Source organism: Pseudomonas sp. TR47, from assembly GCF_044143025.1.
GTDB lineage: Bacteria > Pseudomonadota > Gammaproteobacteria > Pseudomonadales > Pseudomonadaceae > Aquipseudomonas > Aquipseudomonas putida_E.
The window spans coordinates 12,160-34,546 of record NZ_JBHFCS010000037.1 but is presented as its reverse complement, the minus strand read 5'-3'; the positions used below and the strand labels follow the sequence as shown (position 1 = coordinate 34,546).

Annotated in this window: 29 protein-coding genes; 3 read left to right on the top strand and 26 right to left on the bottom strand. The window is 60.5% G+C overall.

The features are described 5' to 3' along the window. From ACEWE8_RS24970 to ACEWE8_RS24850, 25 genes are all read right to left on the bottom strand, one after another. Window positions 1-514: HNH endonuclease signature motif containing protein (locus tag ACEWE8_RS24970; protein WP_395589418.1), on the bottom strand; the 514-nt coding region annotated here is incomplete at its 3' end. Continuing rightward, window positions 511-711, bottom strand: coding sequence for a hypothetical protein (locus ACEWE8_RS24965; protein ID WP_395589417.1), 201 nt, complete (start codon window positions 709-711; stop codon window positions 511-513). The genes ACEWE8_RS24970 and ACEWE8_RS24965, both read right to left, overlap by 4 nt. After that, window positions 708-1,178 (bottom strand): hypothetical protein, encoded by a 471-nt coding sequence (locus tag ACEWE8_RS24960; protein ID WP_395589416.1) that lies wholly within the window; start codon window positions 1,176-1,178, stop codon window positions 708-710. The genes ACEWE8_RS24965 and ACEWE8_RS24960 overlap by 4 nt, the downstream gene beginning before the upstream one ends. Window positions 1,179-1,244: 66 nt before the next feature. Next, window positions 1,245-1,760: a DUF4376 domain-containing protein gene (locus tag ACEWE8_RS24955; protein WP_395589415.1), complete on the bottom strand. Its 516-nt coding sequence runs from the start codon at window positions 1,758-1,760 to the stop codon at window positions 1,245-1,247. A gap of 1 nt (window position 1,761) precedes the next feature. Continuing rightward, window positions 1,762-3,387, bottom strand: coding sequence for a hypothetical protein (locus ACEWE8_RS24950; RefSeq protein ID WP_395589414.1), 1,626 nt, complete (start codon window positions 3,385-3,387; stop codon window positions 1,762-1,764). Further along, on the bottom strand, window positions 3,387-4,286 hold the full coding sequence (locus ACEWE8_RS24945; protein WP_282361236.1) for a hypothetical protein: 900 nt from the start codon (window positions 4,284-4,286) through the stop codon (window positions 3,387-3,389). The genes ACEWE8_RS24950 and ACEWE8_RS24945 overlap by 1 nt, the downstream gene beginning before the upstream one ends. Then, window positions 4,283-9,757, bottom strand: coding sequence for a hypothetical protein (locus ACEWE8_RS24940; RefSeq protein ID WP_395589413.1), 5,475 nt, complete (start codon window positions 9,755-9,757; stop codon window positions 4,283-4,285). Before ACEWE8_RS24940 ends, ACEWE8_RS24945 begins: the two co-directional genes overlap by 4 nt. A 47-nt stretch (window positions 9,758-9,804) precedes the next feature. Next, window positions 9,805-9,933: a hypothetical protein gene (locus ACEWE8_RS24935; protein ID WP_256671967.1), complete on the bottom strand. Its 129-nt coding sequence runs from the start codon at window positions 9,931-9,933 to the stop codon at window positions 9,805-9,807. A gap of 125 nt (window positions 9,934-10,058) precedes the next feature. Next, window positions 10,059-10,406 carry a hypothetical protein gene (locus tag ACEWE8_RS24930; RefSeq protein WP_395589412.1) on the bottom strand — a complete coding sequence of 116 codons (348 nt, stop codon included), beginning with the start codon at window positions 10,404-10,406 and terminating at the stop codon, window positions 10,059-10,061. 74 nt (window positions 10,407-10,480) lie between these two features. Further along, window positions 10,481-10,951 carry a hypothetical protein gene (locus tag ACEWE8_RS24925; RefSeq protein ID WP_395589411.1) on the bottom strand — a complete coding sequence of 157 codons (471 nt, stop codon included), beginning with the start codon at window positions 10,949-10,951 and terminating at the stop codon, window positions 10,481-10,483. A gap of 59 nt (window positions 10,952-11,010) precedes the next feature. Further along, window positions 11,011-11,403, bottom strand: a complete 393-nt coding sequence (locus ACEWE8_RS24920; RefSeq protein WP_046786671.1) for a DUF3168 domain-containing protein — start codon at window positions 11,401-11,403, stop codon at window positions 11,011-11,013. Further along, window positions 11,396-11,896 (bottom strand): HK97-gp10 family putative phage morphogenesis protein, encoded by a 501-nt coding sequence (locus ACEWE8_RS24915; protein WP_046786670.1) that lies wholly within the window; start codon window positions 11,894-11,896, stop codon window positions 11,396-11,398. The genes ACEWE8_RS24920 and ACEWE8_RS24915 overlap by 8 nt, the downstream gene beginning before the upstream one ends. 201 nt (window positions 11,897-12,097) lie before the next feature. Continuing rightward, window positions 12,098-12,415, bottom strand: a complete 318-nt coding sequence (locus ACEWE8_RS24910) for a head-tail adaptor protein (protein WP_223255128.1) — start codon at window positions 12,413-12,415, stop codon at window positions 12,098-12,100. Between the two features lie 11 nt (window positions 12,416-12,426). Next, window positions 12,427-12,744 carry a head-tail connector protein gene (locus ACEWE8_RS24905; RefSeq protein ID WP_046786667.1) on the bottom strand — a complete coding sequence of 106 codons (318 nt, stop codon included), beginning with the start codon at window positions 12,742-12,744 and terminating at the stop codon, window positions 12,427-12,429. Then, entirely contained in the window at window positions 12,737-13,018 is a 282-nt protein-coding gene (locus ACEWE8_RS24900) for a HeH/LEM domain-containing protein (protein ID WP_367904324.1), read from the bottom strand. Before ACEWE8_RS24900 ends, ACEWE8_RS24905 begins: the two co-directional genes overlap by 8 nt. Before the next feature lie 40 nt (window positions 13,019-13,058). After that, window positions 13,059-14,261 carry a phage major capsid protein gene (locus tag ACEWE8_RS24895; protein WP_395589410.1) on the bottom strand — a complete coding sequence of 401 codons (1,203 nt, stop codon included), beginning with the start codon at window positions 14,259-14,261 and terminating at the stop codon, window positions 13,059-13,061. A gap of 12 nt (window positions 14,262-14,273) precedes the next feature. Further along, a complete protein-coding gene (locus tag ACEWE8_RS24890) occupies window positions 14,274-14,927 on the bottom strand; it encodes an HK97 family phage prohead protease (RefSeq protein ID WP_164525042.1) in 654 nt (217 codons plus the stop codon). Next, entirely contained in the window at window positions 14,905-16,116 is a 1,212-nt protein-coding gene (locus ACEWE8_RS24885; RefSeq protein ID WP_395589409.1) for a phage portal protein, read from the bottom strand. Before ACEWE8_RS24885 ends, ACEWE8_RS24890 begins: the two co-directional genes overlap by 23 nt. Continuing rightward, a complete protein-coding gene (locus tag ACEWE8_RS24880) occupies window positions 16,116-16,325 on the bottom strand; it encodes a hypothetical protein (protein WP_395589408.1) in 210 nt (69 codons plus the stop codon). Before ACEWE8_RS24880 ends, ACEWE8_RS24885 begins: the two co-directional genes overlap by 1 nt. After that, complete coding sequence (locus ACEWE8_RS24875) at window positions 16,322-18,121, bottom strand: terminase large subunit (protein WP_395589407.1); 1,800 nt, start codon at window positions 18,119-18,121, stop codon at window positions 16,322-16,324. Before ACEWE8_RS24875 ends, ACEWE8_RS24880 begins: the two co-directional genes overlap by 4 nt. After that, complete coding sequence (locus tag ACEWE8_RS24870) at window positions 18,075-18,533, bottom strand: phage terminase small subunit P27 family (protein WP_395589406.1); 459 nt, start codon at window positions 18,531-18,533, stop codon at window positions 18,075-18,077. The genes ACEWE8_RS24875 and ACEWE8_RS24870 overlap by 47 nt, the downstream gene beginning before the upstream one ends. A 130-nt stretch (window positions 18,534-18,663) precedes the next feature. Next, window positions 18,664-18,990, bottom strand: coding sequence for an HNH endonuclease (locus tag ACEWE8_RS24865; RefSeq protein ID WP_395589405.1), 327 nt, complete (start codon window positions 18,988-18,990; stop codon window positions 18,664-18,666). Window positions 18,991-18,993: 3 nt separating this feature from the next. After that, a complete protein-coding gene (locus ACEWE8_RS24860) occupies window positions 18,994-19,167 on the bottom strand; it encodes a hypothetical protein (RefSeq protein ID WP_395589404.1) in 174 nt (57 codons plus the stop codon). Then, on the bottom strand, window positions 19,160-19,549 hold the full coding sequence (locus ACEWE8_RS24855) for a hypothetical protein (protein ID WP_395589403.1): 390 nt from the start codon (window positions 19,547-19,549) through the stop codon (window positions 19,160-19,162). Before ACEWE8_RS24855 ends, ACEWE8_RS24860 begins: the two co-directional genes overlap by 8 nt. Before the next feature lie 128 nt (window positions 19,550-19,677). Next, the gene (locus ACEWE8_RS24850) at window positions 19,678-20,010 is read right to left on the bottom strand and encodes a phage holin, lambda family (protein WP_046786657.1); all 333 of its coding nucleotides are present in this window, start codon (window positions 20,008-20,010) and stop codon (window positions 19,678-19,680) included. A 279-nt stretch (window positions 20,011-20,289) separates the two neighbouring features. Between ACEWE8_RS24850 and ACEWE8_RS24845 the strand changes: the two genes are divergently transcribed. The 3 genes from ACEWE8_RS24845 to ACEWE8_RS24835 all read left to right on the top strand — a co-directional run bounded on the left by ACEWE8_RS24845 (window position 20,290) and on the right by ACEWE8_RS24835 (window position 21,541). Beyond that, complete coding sequence (locus ACEWE8_RS24845) at window positions 20,290-20,523, top strand: DUF6555 family protein (protein ID WP_395589402.1); 234 nt, start codon at window positions 20,290-20,292, stop codon at window positions 20,521-20,523. A gap of 453 nt (window positions 20,524-20,976) precedes the next feature. Further along, the gene (locus tag ACEWE8_RS24840; protein WP_289717716.1) at window positions 20,977-21,231 is read left to right on the top strand and encodes a type II toxin-antitoxin system RelE/ParE family toxin; all 255 of its coding nucleotides are present in this window, start codon (window positions 20,977-20,979) and stop codon (window positions 21,229-21,231) included. After that, window positions 21,215-21,541, top strand: coding sequence for a helix-turn-helix domain-containing protein (locus ACEWE8_RS24835; protein WP_289717717.1), 327 nt, complete (start codon window positions 21,215-21,217; stop codon window positions 21,539-21,541). Before ACEWE8_RS24840 ends, ACEWE8_RS24835 begins: the two co-directional genes overlap by 17 nt. 220 nt (window positions 21,542-21,761) lie before the next feature. On the opposite strand, the gene ACEWE8_RS24830 is transcribed toward ACEWE8_RS24835, so the two are convergent. Then, window positions 21,762-22,271 (bottom strand): acyloxyacyl hydrolase, encoded by a 510-nt coding sequence (locus tag ACEWE8_RS24830; protein WP_016489223.1) that lies wholly within the window; start codon window positions 22,269-22,271, stop codon window positions 21,762-21,764. Window positions 22,272-22,387: the final 116 nt, after the last annotated feature.

The following is a 22,387-nucleotide window of genomic DNA, read 5'->3' as shown; positions in this document are numbered from 1 at the left end:
CTTTGTATCGCCATGCGAAGCCGCCAGTTGCGGCTTGGATTCCTGAGACGCATCGCCGAATAGAGGACAGCCCTGTTTCTCTCATAGCGCACTGCAGGCCGTCGAACACGGCAATGACACTTCCGCTCTCGATGCATATCTGCTCGACCGGCTTACGGGTTGCAGCAACCATCGCTTGATTTGCGCGGAGATGACTAGTGGATAGTCCTGTCTCTCTCGCATGAGCCATGTTCTCTGCGTGGGTGCACCACTCTAGGTTCGCAAGTGAATTGTCAGACTTTAACCCGTTGATATGATTCACGAAGGGCTTTGAGTCTGGATTGGGGAGGAACGCTTTAGCCAGCAGGCGGTGGACGTAGCAGGTTTTCCGGCCATCGCCACGGATAGTTACAGCCCAGTATCCATTTGTCATAAGCCAAGCTTTAAGCAATCGCCCAGACTTCTCGTTAAAAACATCGCCCCGGCGATTGATCAAGTAGCCGGTATGCTCGGTCGAAACCCACTCATCATTCATGGAGTTTCTCCGTGGATTGATGCTCCACCGCAGGTGACTTCGACACGATTCGGCGCGATCGAGGCGTTGACCAGGATGCGGTTGGCGGTGCGCACATCCGCTGGTGCCGCGCAGTAAGTGTTGGCGGCATAGCTAAGGGCCTGGACAGCGCAGCCCTGGAGCATGATCACGACGGTCAGCAGGATGACTTTCTTCATGCCGCCTCCTCCATTGCCTGGGCATACAGAGCATCCCAGGTCTGCCGGTGCGGCTTGCCCGGGCGCCAAGTGCGCAGGTACAAGGCCCATGCCCGCTGAACCTCACCCACCGCAGGCAGCGGCGCAGGATCGGTCCACAGCAGAAGCCGGGCGAACGCGGCAGCAAGCACATCGTCGTGCTCCAGCGCGGCATAGACAGCGGCTTCGGTAGCCGGCACGCCCCTGGCCTGGCATACGGAGCGCGCCAGGGTCTGAGTGCTGGAGTGCTCGAGCACACCACGGACACCACCACCCTTCTCGAACTGCCAGAGGCCTCGGGCCGGGCCGCCGATCTGCCGACGATGGATCAGCCGGCTTTCCTGTAGCCCGATGCTCAGCAGCATCTGCTCAGCGCGCCAACCCGACATTTTCGCAGGCAGCAGTTTGAGCGCCGGGGCAATTGCCGAGGCGCGGATTTGTTGCAGCATGGGTTTTCTCCAGGCGTAAAAAAACCGCTCAAGGCGGTCGGGGATGGTTGCGTCAGGTCGAGGCTGTTACGGCCACCCTTGCTCCAGCATCTCGACGGTGATCGAGCCGTCAGCCACGGCACTCAGCAACTCCGCCTCCCGGTCGAAGCAGGCCTGCACGTGTGCGCGCACTGCGGTGGCCAGCGCAATGACCTGGTCGCCCGTCAGCTCAACGAAACCTGACGCCGTCTTCCACTTGATGCGGTAGTCGGGATCGAGCGAGGCAGCGAATGCAGCACCGGTCAGCAGAGACTGGCTGTCGCGCTCGGTGTTGACCGTCAGGCCCTCGACGACTGCGCCACCGGTTTCGGCCAGGAAGCGGCGCGCAGCAATCAAAGCTGGCCAGTCCGGCGCTGGTACTGGCTCACGCTCCGGCGCGGCCGGCAGAACCTCCCACCCCTGACCGGTCCAGCGGGCCACCTCTGTTCCGACCAGCTCGGGCGGCGCGGTCGGCGTACTGCGCATTGGCAGCGGGCCGTGTTCGTCTACTTCGACACTGCCGAAGTAAATGCCGTGCGTATCCCATTGGTAAAGAGTAATCATGTTAAAGCGCTCGTACGTAAGGATTAGAACCTTCTTGTTCCAACAAGGTCGGTAGTTTGAACTGCGTATTGGTGTCGTAGCCAAACGATGGGAAACTTAGCGAATAGCTACCCGCACCAGCCGCACGGCAGTTTGCAATCACATAGCCTTTAGTCTTTTCAGACACAAAGTTGTACGGAGATACCGAAGTGTTGGCCGTAGGTCCGACTACGAATGTTTTCGCACCGTCTGTAGATTTTCGAGTGTCGTGCGCAGAGTTACCTTGGCGATGATGAATTAGCCAAGTGTTGCCACCTGCAAAATTTAGATCCGTTGGTTGGTATGCGCCGCCTGAACCGCGTATATTGAAAGACTCGCCACGATCATAACTGACAAGCATGTTATTTGTCGCAGCAGCTGAAATAATCCCCACAATAACGCCTGAACTTTCGTCGGCCTCGATGGCAAACGGTTCGCCAATCATGGCGCCGTTTACGCTTCGGTTCTGCGCGGTGCTAAAAGCGTCGTCGCTAGTCTTAACAAGACCTGAATTGCCCGGATAGCTTCCAACCCACCGACCGCCACCAGCGTAGCACAAAGCCCGAGTAGAGGTGTTCAACCTTTCAAAAGTTAGTCCGTAGTTAGTCGAGCGATAGACAACATCGTTAGCGGTCATTAAGACCGTGCCGGCTTTGTCGGTCGCCGCGTTACCGAATAAATAACCCCCTGTACTAATGGTTTTTAGCGTGAAAGTGGAGCCGTTATCGGTGCTAAGCTGATACTGGCCGGAACTATTCATAGGGGCTATCCAGTTACTTCCGCCGATGTGAAGCATGAGAAGCGGGACGTTAACTGCTACGGCAGTTGCGGCTAGACTGAATGTTACACCGTAGTCGGTAGATCGATATACGTTACCGATACTTCCCGCAGTGGTAGACCATCCAAGAACCACACCGTTATCACCATAAGCCATATTGGCAAAAGGAGGTGTTGCACTTTTCGCAACAAAGTTGTCAGCACGCTCGCCACCGATCAAACCAAGTTGGGAAAACAGTACCGGGTAGGAAGATTGCGCGTAGATTCCGCCATTACATGGAAGATAGCCCGCGCCAGGGTTCCGCGACGTATAAAGAATGTCGCCAATCTGATCGCCAGCGTATCCCCATGCCGGCACTTTCCCAGGCCCGAGGATCAACGCCTGCCCGACAACAGCGGCGCTTGCGTCAGGCGTGCCATAGCCCCAGCTCACAGCCCCAGCGCCGTTGATTTGCAGCACTGAGAAGGGCACCCGCTCCGGTGGCAGGCCGGCAGCGGCACCAGCTGCAATAGCTGCGGCCTGGGCGTCGTCGCGCGCAGCTTCCGCGCCCGTGCGAGCGGTGTTCGCAAGACCGACCTGGTCGGCGGCAAGCTGCACTTGTTGGGCGGCAGTGTCAGCAGATTCTGCCGCTGCTCCTGCGGAGGCTCCCGCAGCGGCAGCCTGAGCCTGAGCCTCAGTCAGTTGCCCAGCCATCCACTGAGTAGCGATGTTGATCTGCACCACCAAAGGCTGAAGTGCGCCGATCATGGCGTCAGCCTTGGGCGTGAAATCGCCCGGACCATCGCTGCGCGTCGGCGCCGGCGGCAAATCGGAAATAACAGGAATGGCCATCAAATAACCCCTTCAACAGTAATGGAACAGTCGGACACGGTCGGCCCTGAAAACACGATCTGGAAGTCCTTGTAGAAGCCGAACAGGATGGTGGCCTCGTAGCTTTCCTCGCCGATCCAGACCACGGGTGTGGCTCGCAACTCGGCCAGTAGCCGGCGCACGCGCGCCACCTCGGAGGTTTCGAGCGACACGTCGAACTCGGCGCGGTTGGAATACGAGCGCTGAATCACGGTGGCATTGCCGAAGTCGTCGGTGGTTTTGCGGCTGTAGTCGGTGATCCCGACAGAACTGCCGTAGAGCGCCACACCGATAGTTTTCACCGCACCGATGACCATGTGCCCCACGGCGGCTTCGTCGGCAGCCTCTACCGTCACCACGATGTCAGCCGACCCATACGCCGGCATGTCGAGCACAACCAGGTCGGTGCGCACACCGATAGGCTCGAAGAACCAGTCGTACCAATTGGTCACCCCGGCATCGATGAGGCTGACTTCCTTCCGGTACACCTCGCCCTCGAGCGGGTCGACCATTGAGACGGTGACCGACCGGCCCTTGAGGTTGAACAAGGCCAGCGAGTTGACTACCGCACCCGGGCGGATCGTGACCTCGACCGACCCAGGATTGGTGGTCAACGACTCGACCTTGTTGTCGAACATTCGCCAGCGGTTTGTGGCTCCAACCTCAAGCCACTTGGCTGGGGCCTCGGCGGTGACCACCTCATCCCCCGGCTTCACTCCAGCAGGCACGTCGACCAGGGCCTCGTAGACGACATGGGCAAGAATCACCCGCTGCCCCTTGGTGTAGGCCGTCGCTGCAGCCCAGGCCGGATAATCCGTTTCCGGCACATTGCTGCTGACCAACTGGGCTTCGCCGATCACAATCGGTTTGATCACTCTCATGCGTAATCCCTTTCTTTTGGCGCGCCTTCGACATCCCACTTCTGAAGCAGCTCAGCGACCTGCTTGGCGTACTTGGCGATCTGGAAGCGTTGCGACTTGTTTGCTTCGAGCAGCTGCTCGAACTTGGCCAGTAGCGCTCCGTTGTCACTGACTCCGCTCATCACGTCCGCTCGACTCGATCCGAAGACCTGGTTCGGGCTCGGGATGTCCAGCACCGGACCGCCCTGGGCGAACGCCGGCAGGCGCCCGGCGTTCATCTGATCGAGCAGGCCGGTACCGAACATGCGCACCGCATCGGCACTCATGACGTATTCGCCGTTCGAGAGCCTGGCGATGATGCTGTCGCTCGTGCCTGTGCCGGGGCCAGTGATCAAACCGCCGGACGCATAGGCCGGAAGTCCGTTTTTGTTTAGATAATCCAGCGCCGCTTGCTTACTGGCCAACGACTCAGCACTGTTGCCTAGGGCGGCTTTTGCGATGGATGCGGCCACGTCTTGGTAGGTTGCGGTTCCGCTTTGCAAAGCATTGGCCCAGAACGCTGCGCCCGCTTCATCGCCAACTGTCCCGCGACCGAGAACATCACTGTAGATCGTGTCGATAATCTTCTGGTTGTTCTGCGGAGTGTTCGCTTGAGCCGCCCCTTTGGGCTGCACTTGCAGCGCGGCAACCACAGTGGAGTTCATTGCCTTGACCGCTTCGGCAACCGACTTCACCGAGTTGTCGATACCGTTGAGCGCATCCACCTGGGCCTGAGCGAACTCGAGCTGGGCGTCCAGTGCATCCAGCTGGGCTTGCATTGCCATAGCGCTTTTCTCAGCGGCAGACAGCTGCTTTCCGTTCAGCTTGTTCAGCTCCGCGACGGCGTTCGCAGTGCGGCCCTGGTCCCGGTTGAACTCCTCCAGCGACCCGTACAGGTCGGTATTGTTGGAGCCCAGCACGTCCAGGGCGTCCGTCAGGCCGGCAAACCCGGACAAGCTGCCGCCTGCCTTGGCGATCGCCAGCGCCGACTGCAGCGTGGCCTGGGCCTGGCTGCGGAGCATGCGCACGGCATCGTCACCGGTACCGCGCAACTGCTTCAGTGCACTGCCCAGGGCGTTGCTAATACCAGTCAGGTCGCTGATGCGGCTGTTGGCGTCCGCCAGCGATTTGCTGATCGCCTTCTGCTGAGCAGCGACAGCGCGCTGTATGGCTGCGAAGGCGGCATTCACACTGTCGTTCGCGCTCTGCGCGGCTGCTACAGCGGCGGCATTCGCCCGCTGCTCCAGGATGTCGTAGTACGTTGCGGCCTGGCCCGACAGCGCCATCAGCGTGGCGAACATTCCCATGCCCGCCTGGGTGGTCGTATCGATCGACTCGACCATGTCGCGGAAGCCGGTACGGGTTTCTGGCAGCGTCTGGTTCGCTGCAACAAACGCCCGGGTGACGGCATCGAGCGTATCGTCCATGCGCTCCGACTCGCTGATGAACGCGCCGTAATAGGTCGCAGCATTGCTCTGCAACACATCCAGCCCGCCCGCAATCGCCGTCAGCTGCTCAGCCAGCTTGCCGCCCGCCACGGACATGTCGTACATGCCGACGTTCAAGTAGCGTACAACCTCGTTGACGCCCTCCAGGTTCTGCACGAACGCGGTGAGGCCTTCGAAGTTGTAGCCGCCAAGGCCAGCTGCTGTAGCAGCATCCACAGCAGAAACCATCGAGTCGGCCACACCACCGAACCACTTGGCGATTTCGGCCTGGATCTCCTCAGCCGTTTTGTCCTTCGTGCTGATCTTCTGCGCGCCGATATTCAAACCATCGAGCACGCCATCATTCAGCTCGACATTGAGACGGTCGAACAGATCGAGAACCGAGCCCTCGGTGGCGTCATAGGTCGCGTCCAGGGCGGCCTGGGTTTCCGGGTCAAGCGCCGAGTAGCGAGTGCGCTTCTTGTTCGAGCTGAACAGCCCGCCCTTTTTCTTCTGGTACTCGTATTGACGACCTGCGAAGTCGCCATTGCTGACCCCGAGCGAAAGCCCAACGTCTTTGGTTTGCCACGACCCGCCGAACAGCGAGCCACCGAGGTAGCTGCCCAGGGCTGCACCAATGGCTGTGCCGATGCCAGGCAGAACCGATCCAAGGGTTCCTCCAATAGCGGTGCCCAAGGCAGTGCCTGCGGCGCCACCAGCGAGCGATCCTCCCCAGCCGCCAAGGCCGCCTGTCACAGCACCTTTGATGCCAGATTGCCCGTAGCCATAGATGGCACCTCCTATGCCCGACAGGCCCTGCGTCAAGCCACTGACCTGATAGGCCGCAGCCTGTTGCGCACCCACCCAGTTCTGGAAAGCTGGGCTTGTATAGCCTGCAATCGTAGAGCCGGTGCCAGCCGCTGCTGATCCGCTACTGAACAAGCTACTGAGGCCACTGCTGAGGTAGTTGTAACCACCGCTGATCGCGCTCTGCATGCCGCCCAGGAAGCCTTCACCAGCACTCCAGCCAGCAGAGACAGCACTGCCAAAGCCGGAGTTTGCGATACCGAATGCTTTGGATGCCATGTCAAGCAAACCCATGCCACCGCCGCCCAGGCCGGAGGACTGAGCAGACAGCCCGCCCACGCCCAGCGCGGCACCGATCTGCATCACAATCGGGCGGGTGATGGCCATGTGTGCCAGTTCGGCCAGCAGCTGCTTGAAGCCATCCTTCAGACTGGTGGCGAAGCTGCCGAAGCCGTCGCCGATGTTCTTCCAGGCGCCAGCGAAAGCTTCGTCGACACGGTCCACCGCGCCCTCGGTGAACTTGCCCCAGGCGGTCGCCGCGTTCTTGTTTTGCTCGTATTCAAGGCCCAGCAGGCGCAGGGCATCCTGGTACTCGGCAGCCTTGTCCGGGGCCAGCTGCATGGCCTGGTTCAAGGCCGCTTGCGCCTCGGTGTATTCGCGCAGCAGCTTCTTCTCGGGATACAGCCGATCCATGATGCCGCCAGCATCCGACGCCTGCTTGGCGATCCTCACGGCCTCCTGCTGGGCCTTGGTCGCGGCCAGCAGCTGCTCATACTCTTGGCTGCCGACAGCGACGTTCTTCCCGGCCAGGGCAACCTGCATCGCCTTCTGGACGTTGTACGCCTCCAGCGCAGCCGTGCCTTGTAGCGTGGCGGTCGCCTGGGCGAGGATGTCCTCGGTCTCTTTGCCCAGGTCGTAGGCAGACTTTGCAGCAGCGAGCTGATCCTCGGCGTCTGCCTGGCCACGGATCGCAGCCTCCACTTCCTTGCGCGCCCCGGCACCAGCCTTAAGCAGCGCTTCCTCCACCTTCTGCTGGATGCCGAACTCGCGCGACTTGTCGGTGCCGTCCAGATACGCAGCCGCCAGGCCCTGGGCACTGCGGACCGCGATCTCGGCCTGAGCCTGCAGGTCCGCCAGCGCCTTGGCCTGGTTCTTGGCCTCGGAAGCAGCCTGCTTGCCAGCGCCCGTAGCAGCTTGAGCGGCCTTGGTCGCCGCCTCTTTGGCCTCACGCTGTTTATCCGCGGCCTCAGCCTCAGCCAGGATGGCCTTGCGACCTTCCTCGGTGACGTTCTTCTGCTCGCTCAGCCAGCGGGTGGCCTTCTTCGTCTCGCTGTTGCCGTCCTCCAGGGCGGCACTGCGCTTCTGCAGGGCTTGCAGGTAGGTTTCTTCGGTGGCCGACATGCCGTCCTTGGCGGCGTTGTTCTCGTGGGTTGCGACCGTGTCTTCCTTGATAGAGGCAGTCAGCGCTTTCAAGTCACCGTTGAGTTTTTGCAGCGTAACGCCGAGATCAGAGGCGCGAATCTGCCCCTCCTCGATGGCTTGCGCCATCGACTCGGATACACCTGGAACCTTGCGTACCTCATCGGCCACCGCCTTCCAATCGACCGCCATACCTGCAGCCGAATCCTGGGCTGCTTTGCGCACCTGGTCCAATGCCGCCTGTACGTCTTCTGGAAGCGGCGCCAGGCCCGCCATCAGCCCGTCAGCGCCAGCCGCCCCCAAGTTACGCAGATCGCTTTCGAAGCGGTCAGCAATAGCGCCCGTTGTTTCGTTCAGCTTGCGCTGAGTCTCATCGATTTTGGTTTGGAGCTCTCGCAGGGTAACGGCCTGGGTCGCTCTGTTCAGCTGTTTGAAGCGCTCAATGAGCTTATCCAGTGGGTCCGCGAGATCGCCGAGCTTCTTCTCCAGCGTGGACGTGTTGTCCCGCATCGTCAGGAACGCGATTCCCGCTCCTACGGCGAGTGCAGCGATGCCTGCCGGGCCGCCCAGCATTGCCATGACGCCACCCGATGCGGCCTTCAGGCCGGCCTGGGCTGCTGCAAGCTGGGTGGTCGCGGCGCGCTCGGCCAAACGCGCTTCAGCCAGCTGGATAGACATCTGCGTCTGCACAGCTGTACCGCGCGCTGCGATGGCTTCTTTCTCCGCGCGCACCACAGCCGACTGCGCGGCAATCTGGTTGGCCTTGGCCACCTCGACAGCACTCGCGGCCTGAGTGATGTTCGCGGTCCGTGCCTGCAGGGAGGCCGACGCTGATTCGCCGATTGTCTGGATGTATCCCACGAATGCTGCCGCGACTTTCCCACCCATCACGGCCGCCAGGACGTTCAGGTGCTCGGCAAGAAAGCCAATCGCCTGGCCCAGCGCTTCAGCAGCACCGCCGCCCGAGAGGCGGTCGAACAGATCGGCCAGCCCCTCCATGCCCGGCAGCATGCCCGACACCAACTGGCGAGAGGCGCCGTCGAAAGCGCCCTGCAGGTTGACGATGGACTGGCGCACCTCGACCAACCGGTCGATCTCAAGCTGGCTCAGAATTCGGCCAGCCCTCTCGGCCTGATCCCCGAAGGTTCTGAAACCGGTGCCGTTGTCCTTCAGCAGCGGAATCAGCGCCGTCGCTTCGTCGGCCACGGACTCCATGTAGGTGGTCATTTGCTGCTGACTCAGCCCGGCCTTTTCCAGCGAGCTGTAGTACAGCTGCAGCGCCTGGGGACCGGAGAGCTTGGCGAACATCTCGGCAGTGACACCGACCTGCGGCGCGATCTCCTTGAAGAAATCGGCCATCTCGCCACCGCCGCGCGCCAGAAACTCGCCGACGCGGTCGTTCATGTCCTTGTAGATATCGGACAGCTTTTCCTGCTCGATGCCGACGGTCTTGGCGCCGGCGGCCAGGCGCTGGAAGTCATCCACCGACGTGTTCGACAGGGCTGCGAGGTTCTTCACCTCCTGGGCGTACTCTGTGGTCCGGCTGGTGATAGCCACCAGGCCGGCCACCGCAGCGGCAGAGGCCGCACCAATCCCGGTAAATGCCGAACTGATCGCCTGCTGCAGCGTCGTCGCGTTCTGCTCAGTCCGGTCGAACGCGCTGTCGATCCGCCCCAGGCTGCCATCGATCTTGCCCGCAGCATTGGCGACCGAGGATTCGCCCCGCGCCATCTCCTGACGGAGCTGTGCCGTGGTGGCCTCGATCCGAACCAGCATGCCCTGAATGTCGCCGTCGGCCATATGCCCCCCCTTAAACGCAAAAACCCGCCGAAGCGGGTCGTTTCACATCACTTTTCTTTCGATCGCCCCATCGCCGCAACACGCAGGCCCATGCGGAGTTCCTTGGCGGCAACGGTCTTGTCCGGCTTGGCCGGCTCGCCGCTGCCGAATGGGTTGCTCGCCCGCAGGAACTTCACCTTGGCCTCCCAGGCTATGAGGATTTCGATTATGGGTGTCTCCCATGCATCACGGGGCGACCAGCCGAGCCAGCCGGTGGCCAGCTCGTACAGCTCATCGACATAGCTGCCGTTGCCTGGTCGGCTTACTCGTTTCCCGACTCGGCTTCTGCGTCCAGCTCAGCCTTCGATTTGCCGCCTGGATTCAGGAGCGCGACAACGTACCGAACGACCTGTGGGTTTACCTCGGCAATGCCTGCTTCGAAGATCTGCTCTTCCAGCGCCTCGATATCCTTCGGCTTGAAATCCTGGCCAGAGCCGATCAACAGCACCGCCGCGATAGCGCTGGTTTTCAGATGATTCAGTTCGCCGATGGCTGGGCCGATGCCGCCGAAGCGGGCCTCGATATTGCGCACGGCCTTGAGGGTGGGCTTCAGCTCGAAGGTCTGCTGGCCAACGGTGACGGTGGTGATGCCGTGGGTGGTCTTGGACATGGAATGATTCCTTGGGGAAAGAGAAGAAGCGTGCGGCCAGGTTGACCGCACAGCAGGGAGCTGTACGCCGCTCGTTACGGCGTGATGACCTCGTAGATTTCGGAGTTGATGCCGAGGGTGACGTTGCGCTTGAGCACGCCTTCGACGGTGATGCCGGACTTCTTGTTGCTCATCACCTTGGCGGCGAAGTAGTCGGTCTCACCGTCGACATAGACGATCTTGATCGGATAGTCATAGCGCGAGCGATCGAGGAAGGCTTCGACCAGTTTGAGCTGGCCGGCATCGTCAGCGTCGAATGCAACCACCAGCTCAGAGGTGCCGGCGTCGGCCAGGCCCTTCAGGTGTTTGGCGCGGCCCTGGGCCAGGCCTGCGAAGGTCACGTCGTTGATGGTGTCGCCGTAGTCGCCGATGCTTTCCACCTCGCCAACCTCGACGTAGGTCAGGCCAGAAAGCAGGGCGACGGCAGCGGCGTGGTCTGCTGGCAGGTCGGCGGTGAGGCGTGGGCCGATGTAGATTCGCGTGCCGGCGCCGGTATTGGTAGACATAAGCAGTCCTCCTGAGGACAGGTGATTGAGCCGCAGCGCGGCAGTGGTTCAGTGAAAGATCAGTGCTGGGTGTAAATGCGCAGGGTCACAGCGCCCTGGTAGGTGACGCCGTCCGGTTCGCGGTTTGACTGCTTGCGCAGGACGCGGACCGACACGACATGCCCCGTTTCGAGCTGGAGTGGTTGTTCGTGCAAAGCCTCATCGATGGCAGCCATGACGCGCTTCACCTCCAGTTGGCCCTTGGCATCGCTCCAGACGCTCAGGTACAGCAAGCGCTCATCCATGCGACTGGCCAGGAAGTCAGCAGCGTTGATGATCTCGTTGTCGATTGACACATAAGGCATCTGAGCATTGAGCGGTGCCCCGTCGTAAACCGGGCAGCTCAGTGGAGCCAGAGCGGCCTCCAGCCGATCAGCCAGGGCGATCTGTAATGCAACGGATGGATCAGCCATCGCTTGCCCCCTCGCTGGCCTTCCTGAGCGTGCGGGCCACAGCCGCGCGGATGTTGGCCAGGACGAATTCACGATTCACGTCGAGCGCCGGCCGCAGCCAGGGATGCGCCGGCCGAGCCGGAATGTCCGGATACTTGCCGAAGAAGCTTTTGCCGTCGGACTTGTTGGTGACCCGCTTATTGCGGCCTCCGGAGCGCTTGCCCTCGGTGTATCCCTTAGTGCCGTACTCGATAAACCTTAGGTAGTAATACTTCCTGTTGGCCTTCTTCCCACGTAGGCCGATCTGCGCATCCAGGCCGCTCTTCGACACAAAGGCGCTCAGTGCAGCAGCCCCTTCGCCTGTGTCCTTCGGAACGAACTCGCGCATGCTCTCCAGAATGCGGTCTGCGCCATCCTGCATGGCGACCTTCACCTCGTTATCCATCGTCTGGTGAATGTTGCGCAGTGTCCGGCGAAGCTTGAAATCACCGGACAACCTCGACCGACGAGCCATGGTCAGGCCTTCCGCGACTTGGCCGGCTTCGCTGCCGGCGCAGGGCCCTCATCGGGAGCAGGCTCGGCAACCTCCTCGACAACGCCCCGGAGTAAGAGGGCGGCTCCCTCATCGTCCGGTACCGAAAATGTATCGCCTGGGGCCTTGCGGCCCATTGGGCCAGAAATACTGGCCAGAGCTTTCACTCGCATGGTGATGTCCTCAAGGGTTGATGACGTTGGAGCAGAGCAGGCGGAGCATGCTGTTCGCGTTGTCCGACAGGGCCGCGTGAATCAGGTAAGTGGTGCTGACGCCGCGCACGGTCTCCACCAGGCGGCAGCCAGCGACAGCATCCGGGCGCGGACGAATCCGGATCTCGGCAGTTACCAGGCTCTGGATACCTTCGGCGACTGGTGCCAGGCGCCCACTGGGCAAGGCGATCTCCGCCCAGACCTTGCCCAGGTCCTGCCATTCAACTTCGGCCCCGCCGCCTCTGACACGGGTCTCGACCTCGCGCTGCAGCGTGAGACGATGACGCATTGGGCCGGCTCTCATACATTTGCCCAGCGGTGCGGTAGCCACAGGGCATTGGTGGCCATGGGCAGTTCGGTTGCGATTGTGCCGGTGACAACCGCTTCCCGAGCCGCATACCAGTGGCCGATCAGCAACAGCGCTCCCTGTTGGATCGCTTTGCTGAACACCAGTGCGTTGCCGACCGGATCTGGCAGAGCCTCACCCTCAGCGATCAGCTTGCGGTTCGTCCACAGTTCGAACGTACTGAGGGCGGCGTCGGTGTACCCTTGGATCAGGCTGTCCTCTTCGTCGCCATCCACCCGCAGGTGCGCCTTCACGGTGCCGAGGTCAATCATTTTTCGGCACCAAGGCTTGCAGCTCTGGCTTTTTCGCCGCGGCATCGAAGGCGATACCCTTCGCCGTCAGCCACTCTTTCAGCTCCGGCACGTTCATTTTCAGTGGGTCAGTTTCCATCGCACCCGAACCGTCAAGGTAGGTGGCCACTCCCAGGTGCTCTACAGCAACCAGGGCGCAGCGGTCGGAAACAACCTGCTCACCAACCTGAACCTCGATCACCTCGTTGCCGTCCTCAGCGAACTTGAACGACGTTTCAACGGAAATCTTCGGCATACATCCTCCACAGAGAGGGCGCCCGAAGGCGCCCGCTCGATCAGGCAGCGCTCAGGGTCAGAACCTTGATCGCCTGGGAATCGACGAGCATGCCGCCGACGCGCTTGGTGGTGTAGAAGCCCACGTATGGCTTGTTGGTGTAGGGGTCGCGCAGGACGCGGGTGCCGATGCGATCCACGATGGTGTAGCCGCGTTGGAAGTCACCGAACGAGATGGCGTTGGCGTCAGCGGCAACGTCCGGCACGTCCTCGTTCTCAACAATGCCGTAGCCAAGCAGGGTGGATGGCTTGTCAGCCTCGAGGCCTGGGCGCCACAGGTAGTTACCCTGGCTGTCCTTCAGTTTGCGGACGTAGGCCACGGTCAGGTTGGTCATCATGAAGCGGGCATTGGCTCGGTAGCCTGCTTTCAGCGAATGGATCAAGTCGATGATCTTGTCGCCATTGAAGCCGCCGGCGGTACCCGAGATCAGCTTCTGCAGCTTGCCGAAGGCGCGGGTCTTGTCGTCGTCCAAGACCAGATCGTAGGCCAGGAAGCCTTTGGGCTTGTTCACGCCATCGCCGCTGGTGAAGGCTGCGCCCTCTTTTTCCGAGAACTCGCGCGCGACCTCGCCATTCAGCCAGACCTCAGCGTTGAAGAAGATGTCGTCCAGACTGGTCTGGGTTGCCTGCGGGTTGGCGTAAATCTCACCCATGAACGCGGCGATCTGGCCCAGGGTCGGAGTGCCGGTCGCGGGACGTGCAGCAGTCTCGCCAACCCAGCCGGAGCCGGCGCCACCCAGGCTGACCAGACGCTTGTAGTCTGGCGTGCCAACGGTGATCTGGTTGCACACCTGGCGCATTGGCGAGGTGTCTTTCAGCAGCTCGATGATGCTGCGGTCCAGTTCCTCCGGCACTGCGTAGCCGCCGTCGGCATCGCTGCCGATTTGCAGCGCCTTGGCCTGCAGGTCGCCGAGGCCGGTGTCGATGCCCTTGCGAACGAACTGCATGAATGCGGTCTTGTGCTCGCTCGCAGCCTTGGTGCCGGAGCCGTCGGGGCGTTTCAGCGCGGCCAGTTCCTGCTCGAGCGACGTCTTGAGTTCATCAAGCTCGCCCAGCTTCTCGTTCAGGGTGTCGACCTGGCCGGAAAGCTTTCCCTTCTCCGCCTCCAGCGCATCGATGCGCTTGTCGTTCTTCTCCTTGAACTCGTTGAACTTACCGCCGAGCTCTTCGGCGACCTGTTTCACATCTTGAATATCTACAGGCATGGGTGCCCCCTTTCAGAGTTTGTCGAAAATGGATTTGAGGGAATCAAGCGCTTCGCCCACACCCGCCTCTCGCGGTGAAACTGCGCTGTAGCCCTTGGCCATAAAGGCCTTGGCCTGGGAGCCAGAAAACCCTACCTCTCGCAGGGCTCGCTCCACTTTGCTGGGCGGCGGGGTCTCGCCGCGGGCCAGCAGAGATTTCACATCGGTGATCCGGGCCTCATCGTTGGCCGGGAAGGTGACCAGGGAGACTTCCCACAAGTCGATCGCCTTCAGCAGCCAGATGCCTTTCTCCTTGTCATACTCGTAGTCATCGAGCATGTAGCCGATTGACATGCCGGTGAGGCTCCCGGCCTTCATGTGCGCATGGGCGCGCTTGGCCAGCGGATCAGCCTCCGTTAGCAGCTGGCCTTTCACGTACAGGCCAACGTCGTCCTCGCGCATCTCGGTGTACACGCCGATCGGCTCGCTCATCTGGTGTTGCCAGAGCATGGCTGGAAGCCGGGCCTTTTCCTTCCACTTGGCAAGGCTCGCCGCGAAGGCGCCACGAACAACCACGTCACCGTAGCTGTCTTCGACGCCGAACACCGAGCCATAGCCCTCGAACTCGCCGCTATCGCTGACCGACTTGATGGTCAACGGCAGATCAAGGCGCTGCTTTGTCTGCATCGTCGTCAGCCTCTGGTTTGGTAGTCATATTCATTGGGGTCAGGTAAATGTCGCCGCCTTCGCGAGGGTTCTCGTCCTCCAGCTCACGGCAATCGTTCGGGCTCAGGATTCCCCACTGAATGCCCTTGCCGTAGGAGTCGTAGCGCCCCTTGAGGTCGCCGCGCATCAAGGCGCCAGCGTTGAACTTGGCGTAGTGGGTGAGGCGATCTTTCTCACTGAGCAGGCCGACCCGTATCCGGTGCTCCACGCGCGTGATGATCGGCACCAGTGAGTAGTTCACGAAGTTCATGCCCATCTGCTCAACGTTGTTGAGCGTCATCTTTTCCATGTTCGCCACCAGGTGCGGCGGCACGCGGAAGAGGCCGCAAAGCTGCGCCTCGGTCATGCGCTTGGACTCGATGAACTGGGCGTCCTGGGCGTTCAAGCTGATCGGCTTCCAGTCCAGACCCATCTCCAGAATCATGGGCTTGTAGGCGTTCGCCGCCCCCATGTGCTCGCCTTGGAACTCTTCCTTCAGCCTGGCGAACGCCTCGTCGGTCAGGGTTTGCTCGGTGCGCAGCACGCCGCTGGTTACCGCGCCGTTGGTGAACAGCTTGCCGGCGTGAGCGTCCATCGCCTGGCCCAGGCCAAGAGTCTGACGGGCGTAGGCGATCGGGTTCAGACCATTCAGACCATCCAACGTGAACAGGCGGACGTGCCAGATCTCTTTTTGCGTTAGGGTCTTCTGCCCGCTCTTGAAGTCGACCTTGTACTCAACCGTCCAGTCGTCGTTCAGCTTCGGCTGGACAATGTCGGGATTGAGTGGGAGCAGCTCGACGACATTGCCGAGGGCCTCGACCTTGTAGGCGTAGAAGTTGCCGCGCAGACATAGGCAGGCGACCAGCATTTCCCAGAATTCCTGGGAGGTCATGTAGCCGTTCGGCGCCATGGTCAGCAGCGGGAAAAGCCGGTGGCCGGTGGCCGGCAAGCGTACCTTGTCCGTCTGTTTCATCAGACGGCACGGCAGCATGCCAATCGACTCGGCCAGCACGCGCACGCAGTTGAAGACCACCAACTGCTGCAGAGCGCTGGAGGTCGTCACGCGCTGTCCTGACGATGTTTCGTAGCCGGAGCCCATCGCCTGGGCCAGTTTCTCCGGCGTGTCGATGGCCAGCGGATTGTTCTTTCTCCCAAGCAGGGCCTTAAACATCAGCTCCCTCCTCGAATGACGGCATATGCCGACAGTGCCATGAGGATCACCCCGCACACCGATAGCGCCACGGCCTCACCAAAGCCAACCCAGAGACCGCGCGCGAGTAGGCCAAAGCCGACCATGCCGACCACATCCGGCAGGCTTTCGCGCAGGCGAGCGAGGGCCGACACCTCATCTTCACGAGGCGTCTGTTGTTCAGGAGTCATAGGGTTCTGATTCCGTGTTTGGTTATGTGATCCGAGAGGCTCTTTTCCGGCTTCGTCTCGGCCTGGTTGGCAGCGCCTACGGCCATTGCCATTGCGACAGCGCCGTCGATGCGGCCTGTCTTCTTGCGCTTGGAGAAGATCCTGTTTTCCTGGGCGTCCGCCTCCAACACAGCCGACGCCACGTTCCATGTCAGGCATGGGTTATCCAGCACCTGGATCTTGCCGGTGAGGATCAGATCCTCCAGCAGGTCGATTGAGTGGGTCATCCACAGATTCGAATCCCGGGCCGGCCTGAACCCCTGCCCATGGGGAACCAGGTTCAACTCGATACCCTGTGCCTCCAACTCGGCTTCCAGGTAGGTCATGTGGTACGGGTCGAAAGCTACCGACTTGATGTCGTACTTGGCCGCCAGTTCTCCCAGGCGCTTGGCCACGAAGGCGTAATTGATCGCCTTGCCGGGAGGCGCATGGATGTGACCATCCTGCAGCCAGACCTCATATGGCACACCATCAATCGCCGCCCGATCCAGCAACGTGTCCTTCGGCGTCCAGAACTCGGTGATGGCTTTCCCCGCCTCTGGGAAATAGAGGTTCAGTGCTGTCAGGTCACGCTTGCCGGATAGGTCCAAGCCGCCAAAGCAGGTCTGGCCAGCCAGCTTGTCCGGATCAAACTTCGCGCAGCACGACAACCAGGTATCGATCTCGACCCACGGGTTCGCTGCGTCGACCCACTGGCAGAAGTTCAGGCGCCTGACGGTGCTGGCCTTTGCAGGCATCCCTTTCGCATCGGTGACCTGCTCACGCAGGTACTTCGGCTGGAACGTGTGCCCCAGTGACGGGTTCGCCTTACCCCAGCATTTCTCGTCCTTGAACGGGTCGTCGCCCTTGTCCAGCGAGCAGATAAAGGCGAAGAAGCTGTCGTTGAAGTGTCGATGCCGCTTCGTGACGCCCTTGGCGCCGGCCGCGCAGACGTTCACCCCGAGCTGGTGGTAGCTGTAGCAGACCGACGTGCGATCATGGCCGCTGTTGGTGATCATCAGGATCAGTGCTTGCCGGCGCCCTTTCGTGCCGGCCCGCATGAATTCGACGGTCTTGTTGTTCTTGTGCTCGTGCACCTCATCAATCAGTGCGCAATGCGGTCGTGGCCCAGACTGACCATCGTCAGAACTGATCGGCCGGAAGAACGAGCCAGTTGCGAGATACGCAAGGTTCCAGACCTTCTCATCGCGGCCCGACTTCTTGATCTTCTTGGTCAGGGCCGGCGACTGATCAACCATGGCCACGGCATCGCGGAACAAGATCATGGCCTGGTCACGCTTTGTTGCGGCCGCATACACCTCGGCCCGCGGCTCGTCATCTGAGGTCAAGCAATACAGGCCGATACCGGCTGCCAATGGAGACTTGCCCGAGCCTTTACCAGACTCGATGTACACCGTCCGGAACCGCCGGAAGCCGTCGGAAGCCAGCCAGCCGAAGATCGAGCCGACGATGAATGCTTGCCACGGCAGCAGAACGAAAGGCTTGCCTTCGTGCTCGCCGCCGTTGAGCTTGAGCACCGTGCTGAAGTACCGGATCGCCCGGCTGGCCTTCGCGACATCCCACACCAGGCCACGCTTGGGTCCATCCTCTAGGTCGCGAAGATGGCGGCCGCACGCATTCCGGATATCAGGCCCGGCCAGTACCTTGCCGGATTGAACGTCCTGGGCCCAAGCGGTTACAGGATCGACCTCATAGGAAACCTTCTTGACCTCAGTTGAAGAATTCGTCTTCTGGGTCTTTGCTCGGGGGTTCGCCAATGGCCTGGACCTTGGAACGTGCGGCTGGTGTCATGCCGAAATGGGTTAGGTAGGACAGAAGCCGGCGGTCAGCGTCAGCCGCCATAGCGACCGCCGGATGCGCCTTGATCAGCCCGTTCTCGGTTGTGTAGGTATGGCCCTCTTGGGCAATGACGTTGGTCAACCGCCGGACCTCTGCAGCGACTTCGCACAGGCGCTCCAAGGTCTGCAGGTCGGCCTCAGCCAGAACGCCCATTGAGGACGCAAGCGGGCAGAAGACTTTCCAGACAGCCTGGCCTTCCACGGTCATGTGGGACGGAGGAGGCTGGTAGGAGGCAACGGGGAGCTGCGGTTCGCGCTTGTTTTCCCGAGCCGGGCGCGATGTTCCGGTGACCTTTTTCTGGGCCGTGGGAGCTGGCGTTCTGCCTTTCAAAAAAAAGGCTCCAATTCTGGCTTTTTGCGTAAAGAGGGGCGAGGGCGGTCTTGCTAGATGAGAATCCCTACTTTTTGACCCTCCCCTAGGGGCTGTGGCGTGCTACATTGGCGGCAGTCGAGAAACGCTCTCATTTGGCGCTGCGCTGGCGATTCCAATGGTGGTTTGGGTCGATCGGCAGACCATTTACGTCACAGCCGACCACAACGCCAGTCTTCTCTTGGCGCTGCTTGGCACTGTCGTGGCATTGCTTACAGAGGCTCTGCAGATTGCCTCCATCAAAGAACAGCGCTTCGTCACCGCGGTGTGCGATGACATGGTCTGCGATCTTGGCTTCGACTGTTCGCCCCTGAGAGCTGCATCGACGACACAGCGGCTCAGCCTGCAACTGGTGCCAGCGCAGACGGTACCACCGCTTGGTGTTGTAGAGGTGATGCCAGGGTGAGCTGCTGGCCATCCTTCACACCTCAAGACTGAGCTTGATCATTGCCATCAGCGCACCGATCAGCGCCTTCTCCGACTGCTTGGCGATAGCGATTACATCCCCTTCAGCCTTCAGCACCTCGGCCTGCTCCTCAGGCGTCATCTCGCTGACAATGCCCTTCATCTGGTAGTAATCGGCCTTGTCACTCATGAGCAGCCACCTGATTCAGCTGGATATCCAGCAGTTGAGCGAGGTGCTTGTCCAGTCGCTCGGCTGTCTTGCCCGTAGCGCCTGCCAGCAGGCCGGCTGTCGACATGATTGCCGACTCCAGCGGTTCAAGGCTGACGCCAAGCGCCATACCCTCGATAGCCTTCAGCGGCTCGACATGACTACGCAACGCATGACCCCAGTACGCCTCGCGGGATTCCGAGCAGCGGCACAAGCCGTCCTCGATCTCGCTGGACTTCAGCTCCGTCGGGGCGCCTTCTTGCAACCACATGACCAGACGTGCTTTGTCAGTCAGCCCCGCGAGTTCGGCGTCACACATGTGCTCGGTGCTGGTGATGATCAACAGTTCAGACTTGGTTGGCATGGCGACCTCAGGGGAGGGTGGCAATGGATCAGCCGGCTTGAGGACGATCCTCGAGCCAGCGGCGGTGTGTATGGGCATAGGTGTCTTCGTGCGCCACGAAACGGCGCACCTCGAATTTGTGGCGCGGCTCAGTCAGTCTTGCGGGCCGGCAGCTTGAAGTCGGTAACGCGATCAGCAATCGCACGAACCTTTTCCACTCCAAGGAGGCCAACCCACCCACCAACAAAGGCAGCCATGCTCTGTGGCAGGCCGAAGAACTCGAAGCCGCTGATGATTGTCAGGGTCAGGCCGCCGCAGATCGCACCCTCGACCAGCATCTGCCGGCGAGTGCCACCACCGTAGGTGATTCGCAGTACGGCCATGGCGCAGGACAGGCCGGCTGCGTACAGTAAAGGCGAATGCTGGCTCAACCACGCAAGGGCAACCGCCCAGGTGTCTGGTTTGTCTGGCATGTTGGACATCCGGGTTCCTCCCTTGCGGGAAGCAGAAAAAGAAAAGGCCCGCCGTTGTGGCGAGCCCGGGAGTATGTGCGGAAGGCTGGAGCGACCAACCACTCAGCGGTAGCAGTAGAGGAGCCTTATGCCCAGCGAGGTGGCTGTGCCTGGTCCGAGGTCGGTCGGGCCCATATTTACTCCAGAATACTCATCGAAAAATTGCTGTGATGGCCCGACAGCAGCATTGCCGCGCCCGTACTTAAGCGGTAGAAAGATTGATGGCCTAAAGCAATCGGAAATAGGGAAATGACAACCGACTCACTTTATGCCGTCGTGTATGAGTTACACGGCGGGACACGGCGCTTCATAATCCGGGCCGAGCGCATGGACGATGCCAATGCCTGGCATTGGGCCGCCTGCGATGCGGGCGTGGGAGTGATACCGAGGTTCGGGGCCGTAAAATTTCAAATGGTTGATAAATCATCAGCCGAACGATACGGCATCACCAATGTGCGGTGGAGCAAATCGAGCAGACTATGAAATACCGCATCGACTACAACCTCAGAGGCCATACCAGGTTTTGGATCTGCGATTGGTCTACTAGGCCGAGCGAAGACAATGTACTCACCGCTCTCCTCCGCCTGCATGCCTCCACTGACGCCCTTTCCGAGGTGCGTCCACCGTGCCGCTTATCACACAATGAATTGCGCAGTGCGGTCGCCGATTTGGGCATCTCGGATGTACGCATTGAGGGGGATAAATAGCTATATCGGGATACCCAGGCCAACGCTGGCAAGTACGCCGGTCACTGCAAGGGCGCCGGTACTCGGCTCGGCCATAGGTGATGCTCCAGAAACGAAAAAGCCCCGGCGAATGCCGAGGCTACGATGAAATCATAAGACTCTATAAGTATCTATTGGGTGTTTTTGCGGCAAATCACTTGTAAACACTTATACAAATACTTATTATGGCCTCACAAGCAGCGAGGCACACATGAACAAGATCAACTGGACACGGAAAGCAGTGAAGCAACTCGGCAAGATCAACAAGGCCGATCAGGCCAAGGTCTACGATGCAGCTCAAGCCCTGGCCCACATGCCGAACGTCCAGAACATCAAGAGCCTCAGCAACCACCAATACGGCTACCGACTCCGGGTAGGTAACTACCGAGTGATGTTCGACTGGGACGGCGGCGTAAAGATCGTGAATATCGAAGAGGTGAAAAAGCGCGATGAACACACCTACTAACGTGCAAATCATCAACGGGCCGGATGGAACGCCGGCCTTCGTTGTCATCCCCTATGTCGACTACGTGAAGGACCACCCTCAAGAGGACCTAGTGCCGAATGAGGTCGTCGGCTACATGGTGAAAGAGGGCTTGACCCCTGCCGCAGCCTGGCGCAAACACCTGGGCCTGTCGCAGGCTCAGGTGGCCGAGCGAATCGGTATCACTCAGCCCGCCTATGCCCAGCAGGAGCAAGCCGCCAACCCGCGCAAAGCCACCCGCGAAAAGATCGCAGCGGCACTTGGCATTGCGCCCGACCTGCTGGATATCTGAGGCTGATGTGGTGGCGAGTCCTTGGAATTGGTGCGGAGGGCCGGTGCTTCCCGGCTTATTGGTCTGGATCGCTGGGTCACGTACCCCAGACTCTCATCGCGTAGCCGATCAGGGAGCGCACGGCTTTGATCGACGCCACTACCGACTTAGCCCAGCTGCCTGAGCGTGTCATCCGCATAAAAAAGCCCGCACAGGGCGGGCAAAGAGGGATCGTGCTTTTTTAAATCTGGTGGCTGTAGAACAGCGAGTACGACTCGATACCGTCGTTGGGCTGCTTAATGCCAGCGTTGGAGTAGTGAATCGCTCGGATGCCAACCTTCTGCGTCTCGCCGATCTTCAAGCCCGCACCGATGCGGTCTTCGAAGTTGAAGGCCGAACCAAAGTCCTGGTCACCTGCGGACGTACCAGAGAAGACCGCCAGGCCGATGCCAGCCTCAACGAATGGCTTCACGTTACCGCTGCCGAACTCGTAAACGAAAACTGGCGCAAAGGACAGCGAGTGAGCACCACCGGAAGCATCTCCTGCTTCCCAATAGGTATACCCAGCATCCCAATAACCGGTTAGACGGCCAGTACTGGATTCAAACCAGCTTTTGTCCCAGTTAAAGCCAATGCCGACGCGCGCTGTAAGACCACCTTGGCCTGTCGCGCCAAGCGCTCCGGATAACTCAGCCGCCCCGGCGGACGCAGCGAAAAGGGAAAGCGCCACAACGGCGAGAACGTTTTTCATACTCACGGTCTTCCATATTATTGAGTAGCAACCTATCAGAATCATAACGCTATCAAATCGTTCCCTCATACAAGAAAAATGCTTTTTTTGGAAGGCTACCTGAATCGAAGCCCCTC